This window comes from Rhodoblastus sp., from assembly GCF_041915505.1.
Taxonomy (GTDB): domain Bacteria; phylum Pseudomonadota; class Alphaproteobacteria; order Rhizobiales; family Beijerinckiaceae; genus Rhodoblastus.
Window position 1 is genome coordinate 1 of sequence record NZ_JAYSBG010000255.1, and the last position, 5220, is coordinate 5220.

Here is a 5220-nt window from a genome sequence, read left to right on the forward strand (position 1 = left end):
CCAGCGCGCCGGCGTCGGAGCCGGACGGAAACAGCTTCCGCAATTTCTCGCCCAAGGCGGCGGGCGGGCGCACGCCCTGTTTCCGGCGGGCGTCCTGCTCATAGAGCGAGCGCGAGGGGCAGGGCGCGCCGCGCAGGCCGTCGTCGGGCAGGCCGGCGATCAGCGCCGGAACCGGCGCTTGCGGCGCGCGGAACAGCCAGTAGCCCGCGCCGGCGAGCGCCAGAAAGGCGAAAAGGCCAGCGATCCAGCGCAATCAGGTTTCCGGATTGTCCATGCCGCCATTGGCGAGGAAATGTTCCAGCCAATGAATGTCATAGGCGCCGTCCTGGATATCAGGATTGCGCACCAGAGTCCGGAACAAGGGCAAGGTGGTGTCGATGCCGTCGACGATGAATTCGTCAAGCGCGCGGCGCAGGCGCATCAGCGCCTCAATGCGGGTGCGGCCCTGCACGATCAGCTTGCCGACCAGCGAATCGTAATTCGGCGGGATCGTATAGCCCTGATAGGCGGCGGAATCGACGCGGACGCCGACGCCGCCCGGCGGGTGGAAATAGAGGATCTTGCCGGGCGAGGGCCGGAAAGTGACCGGATGTTCGGCATTGATGCGGCATTCGATGGCGTGACCGCGCAATTCGAGATCCGCCTGGGTAAAGCCGAGCGGCGCGCCGGTGGCGATCTTGATCTGCTCGACCAGCAGGTCGAGGCCGGAGATCGCCTCGGTGATCGGATGCTCCACCTGGATGCGGGTGTTCATCTCGATGAAATAGAATTCGCCGTTCTCGTACAGGAATTCGATCGTGCCGGCGCCGGAATAGTGCAGCTTGCGCATGGCGTCGGCGCAGATTTCGCCGATCCGGTTGCGCTCGTCCTGGTTCAGCGCGGGGGAGGGCGTTTCCTCCAGCACTTTCTGGTGGCGGCGCTGCAGCGAACAATCGCGCTCGCCGACATGGACCGCATTGCCCTTGCCGTCGCCGAGAATCTGGATCTCGATATGGCGCGGCTTTTCCAGATATTTTTCGAGATAGACCGCGTCGTCGCCGAAGGCCGCCTTGGCTTCGGCGCGGGCGACCGCGAGCGCCTCGGGTAAGTCGACCGGGGTGCGCGCCACCTTCATGCCGCGTCCGCCGCCGCCCGCCGCCGCCTTGACCAGGACCGGGAAGCCGATGTCGAGCGCGATCTTCATCGCCTCGTCGTCGTCGGTCACGCCGCCTTCAGAGCCGGGAACGCAGGGAATGCCGAGCGCCCGCGCTGTGCGCTTGGCCTCGATCTTGTCGCCCATGATGCGGATATGCTCGGCCTTGGGGCCGATGAAGGCGATGCCGTGGTCTTCGAGGATTTCCGCGAATTTGGCGTTTTCCGACAGAAAGCCGTAGCCGGGATGGACGGCGTCGGCGCCGGTGATCTCGCAGGCCGCCAGCAAAGCCGGAATGTTGAGATAGGAATCGCGCGCCGCTGGCGGTCCGATACAGACGGATTCGTCAGCCAGCTTGACATGCATGGCTTCGGAATCGGCGGTGGAATGGACGGCGACGGTGGCGACGCCCAGCTCCTTCGCCGCGCGCAGGATGCGCAAGGCTATTTCGCCGCGATTGGCGATGAGAATTTTTTCGAACATCAGGAAATAACCAGCAGCGGCTGGCCATATTCGACCGGCTGCGCATCCTCGACCAGAATGGCCGTGATCGTGCCGGTCTTGTCCGCGACAATATCGTTGAAGGTCTTCATCGCCTCGACCAGCAAAACTTTCTGGCCGACGGAGACATGGGTTCCGATTTCGATGAAGGGTTTGGCGTCCGGGCTCGGGCGCAGATAGACGGTGCCGACCATCGGCGATTTCAGCGCGTCGGCATGGTTTACCGCGGGTTCGGCGGCGGCGTGCGACGGCGCGGCCAGCGCAGGGGCTGGCGCGGCGGCGACGGCGGGGGCGGGCGCATAAACGGCGGCTGGCGCTGCCACGCCATGCTGGCGGGCCACGCGAATGCGCAGATCGCCCTTTTCGACTTCGATTTCGGTCAGGTCGGATTCGCTCAGGAGGGTGGCTATTTCGCGGACGAGCTTGGCGTCGATCTTCTCGCCGGCCGTAATCTTCTCGCCGGCCGCCTTGGACCCGCCGGTGGTTTCGCTGGCTCGGGTCGATTTGGCGGCGGAGGAGCTGGTCTTGCTCATTATGTCGTCGGCCTTCGCTATGGGGCGCTTTCGGTCTTGCTGCGCGCTCTGGCCGGCGCGCCGTCCCGGCGGGCTCGGAGGCGGCGTTTCTGGCCCCGTTTGATTGAACATTCGCGATTCTCGCGTTCGGTCATAGACTCTTTAGCATGGCTTTGAAAGCCTCACACGATCACGGCCTTGCCGCCCGCCAATATCCCCATGTTTCGGCGCAGCTTGTTTTTGCCGGCGCGGCGCACTAGGTTTTCGGCGAGAGCGCGCCATGGCGCGCGCGTTGACCGGAATTTCGGGAGGTTTTTCGTTATGGGCAGTTTTTCCTTGCCCCATCTTCTGCTTTTGGGCGTCGTGGTGCTGATCCTGTTCGGCGGTAAAGGCAAGATCTCCGAAATCATGGGCGATGTCGCCAAGGGCATCAAAAGCTTCAAGAAGGGGCTGTCCGACGACGAGGCCGCCGCGAAGCCGGCCGCCGCCGACGCGCCCCGGACGATCGAGCATCAGGCCCCCGCGGCCGTCGACGCCTCGCGCGACGCCAACAAGGTCGGCTGAGGCGCCCCACCCGGCGATATCCACCCTGGACTTTTTCGTCAAAGCGATGATTTGACGAATGTTTTCTCCTGAGCGATCGGCGACGGCGCCGCACGCCGCGCGATGGCCAGAGAGGCCGCGATGTTCGATTTCGATGTGGGCAAGCTGCTGCTGATCGGCGTCGTGGCCCTGATTTTCATTCCGCCCAAGGATCTTCCCAACGCCTTGCGCCAGCTTGGCCGCCTGATCGGCCAGGCGCGGCGCATGGCGTCGGATTTCCAGAGCCAGTTCAGCGAAGCCATGCGCGAGGCCGAACTGACTGAGATCAAGGACGAATTGGGCAATCTGAAGCGGCAGGCCTCGGTCGAGGACGCCTTTTCCCATGTCGCCGACATGCTGGAAACAAAGGTGGACATGCCTGCCGACAAGCCGGCCGCAACCGGCGAGGCTGCAGCCGGCGAGGCGGCGCCCGCCGCGCCTGAAAGCACGCCCGAAAGCGCGCCGATCATCGCGACGCCGCTGGCCGTCGCGCCTACGCCGCCTGAACCTGAACCCGTTCCTGTGCATGAGCCGTCGAAGCCCGGACCGGGGAGCGCGCCATGACCCAGGCCGACATCGACTCCACCAAGGCGCCGCTCATCGAACATCTGATCGAATTGCGCGCGCGGCTGATCAAGGCGCTGCTCGCCTTTCTCGTCGCCTTCATCTTCTGCTTCTATTTCTCGCATGAGATCTACAACATCCTGCTCGGCCCCTATGTCTCGGTGGTGGGGGCGGAAAACGCCAAGCTGATCGCGACCCATTTCCTGGAACAGTTTTTCACCCAGTTGAAACTGTCGATGTTCGGCGCGGCTTTCATCGCTTTTCCGATCATTGCGATGCAGGTCTACAAATTCGTCGCGCCCGGCCTTTACGCCCATGAACGCAAGGCCTTCGCGCCTTATCTCGTCGCGACGCCGCTGTTTTTCTTTCTGGGCGCGCTGCTGGTCTATTATGCGGTCATGCCCTTCCTGATCCGCTTTTCGGTCAGTTTCCAGCAATTGGGCGTGAAGGGCGAGGCGACCATTGAGCTGCTGCCTAAGGTCAGCGAATATCTCTCGCTCATCATGACGTTGATCTTCGCTTTCGGCGCCGCCTTCCAGCTTCCGGTCGTTCTCACTTTGCTCGGCCATATCGGCGTCATCGACCAGACTTTTCTGCGTGAGAAACGGCGTTATGCGATTGTGCTGATCACGGTGGTCGCGGCCATTCTCACGCCGCCTGACCTGATTTCCATGTGCGCCCTTGTCGTTCCGATGCTGCTTCTTTACGAAGGGGCGATTTTCGTGGTGGGCCTGATCGAGAAGAATCGCGCCGCGTCCGCCGACGATTGATCTTTTCGCTCTGTTTGAGCCTGCCAGTCCCGAGCGTCCCATGCACGACATCAAATCGATCCGCGACGACCGCGAAGGGTTCCGCGCCGACCTCCTGCGCCGCAAGCCAGATGAGGACGCCGCCGACGCGCTGATCGAACGCCTGTTCGCCCTCGACGACGCCCGCCGCGCGGCCATCGCCCGCGCGCAGGGCGCGCAGGAGCGCCGCAACGCCGCGTCGAAGGAAATCGGCGCGGCGATGAAGGCCAAGGACAATGCGCTGGCCGAAAGGCTCAAGCAGGAGGTCGCCGATCTCAAGACGTCGATGGGCGCGATCGAGGCCGAGGAGCGCGACGCCATCACGGCGCTCGAAACCGAACTCGCCGCCATCCCGAACCGCCCGCTGCCCGAGGTTCCGGCCGGCGCGGACGAAAACGACAATGTCGAAGTGCGCCGCGTCGGCGACAAGCCTTCCTTCCCGGACGGTTTCAAGCCCAAGGAGCATTACGAGATCGGCGAGGCCCTCGGCCTGATGGATTTCGAGGCGGCCGCCAGAATGTCCGGCGCGCGTTTCGTGGTGCTCAAAGGCAAGCTGGCGCGGCTGGAGCGCGCGCTCGCCCAGTTCATGCTGGACCTGCACACGGACGAGCATGGCTATCAGGAAGTCGCCCCGCCGCTGCTGGTGCGCGACCAGGCCATGTTCGGCACGGCGCAATTGCCGAAATTCAAGGACGACCAGTTTGCGGCTTTGGGCCTCGTTCCGGTCGAAGGGCTGAAGGATGCGTTGGGCGGCATCGAGGCGGCCGCAGCGGCGGGCGGCGACGTGGCGGCGCAAGTGGCGGCGACGCCCAAGGCTGACAGCTTCGATATCGAGCATTTCTGGCTCATCCCGACCGCCGAAGTGCCGCTGACCAATCTCGTCCGCGAGCAGATTCTCGACGAAGCCGCGCTGCCGCAGCGCGTGACCGCCGGCACGGCCTGTTTCCGCGCTGAAGCCGGCGCGGCCGGGCGCGACACGCGCGGCATCATCCGCCAGCATCAATTCTCCAAGGTCGAGCTGGTCTCGATCACCACGCCTGAGCAATCCCTTGCCGAGCACGAGCGCATGACCGCCTGCGCCGAGGAAGTGCTGAAGCGGCTCGGCTTGCCCTACCGCGTCGTGCTGCTCTGCACCGGCGAC

At 64.3% G+C, this 5220-nt stretch carries 7 protein-coding genes; 4 read left to right on the forward strand and 3 right to left on the reverse strand.

The features are described from left to right. The 3 genes from ACE3S9_RS14420 to accB form a co-directional block, all read right to left on the reverse strand. On the reverse strand, positions 1 to 253 hold a 253-nt coding region (locus ACE3S9_RS14420), incomplete at its 3' end, for a hypothetical protein (RefSeq protein ID WP_374547174.1). Next, a complete protein-coding gene (gene accC, locus ACE3S9_RS14425; protein ID WP_374547175.1) occupies positions 254 to 1615 on the reverse strand; it encodes an acetyl-CoA carboxylase biotin carboxylase subunit in 1362 nt (453 codons plus the stop codon). After that, the gene (accB, locus tag ACE3S9_RS14430) at positions 1615 to 2166 is read right to left on the reverse strand and encodes an acetyl-CoA carboxylase biotin carboxyl carrier protein (RefSeq protein WP_374547176.1); all 552 of its coding nucleotides are present in this window, start codon (positions 2164 to 2166) and stop codon (positions 1615 to 1617) included. The genes accC and accB overlap by 1 nt, the downstream gene beginning before the upstream one ends. Positions 2167 to 2466: 300 nt before the next feature. Between accB and ACE3S9_RS14435 the strand changes: the two genes are divergently transcribed. The 4 genes from ACE3S9_RS14435 to ACE3S9_RS14450 all read left to right on the forward strand — a co-directional run. Further along, positions 2467 to 2709, forward strand: a complete 243-nt coding sequence (locus ACE3S9_RS14435; RefSeq protein ID WP_374547177.1) for a twin-arginine translocase TatA/TatE family subunit — start codon at positions 2467 to 2469, stop codon at positions 2707 to 2709. A gap of 120 nt (positions 2710 to 2829) precedes the next feature. After that, positions 2830 to 3291 carry a Sec-independent protein translocase protein TatB gene (gene tatB / locus ACE3S9_RS14440; protein WP_374547178.1) on the forward strand — a complete coding sequence of 154 codons (462 nt, stop codon included), beginning with the start codon at positions 2830 to 2832 and terminating at the stop codon, positions 3289 to 3291. Next, positions 3288 to 4061: a twin-arginine translocase subunit TatC gene (tatC, locus tag ACE3S9_RS14445; RefSeq protein ID WP_374547179.1), complete on the forward strand. Its 774-nt coding sequence runs from the start codon at positions 3288 to 3290 to the stop codon at positions 4059 to 4061. Before tatB ends, tatC begins: the two co-directional genes overlap by 4 nt. Positions 4062 to 4101: 40 nt before the next feature. Then, positions 4102 to 5220, forward strand: a 1119-nt coding sequence (locus tag ACE3S9_RS14450; protein ID WP_374547180.1) for a serine--tRNA ligase, incomplete at its 3' end; no start/stop codon positions are given.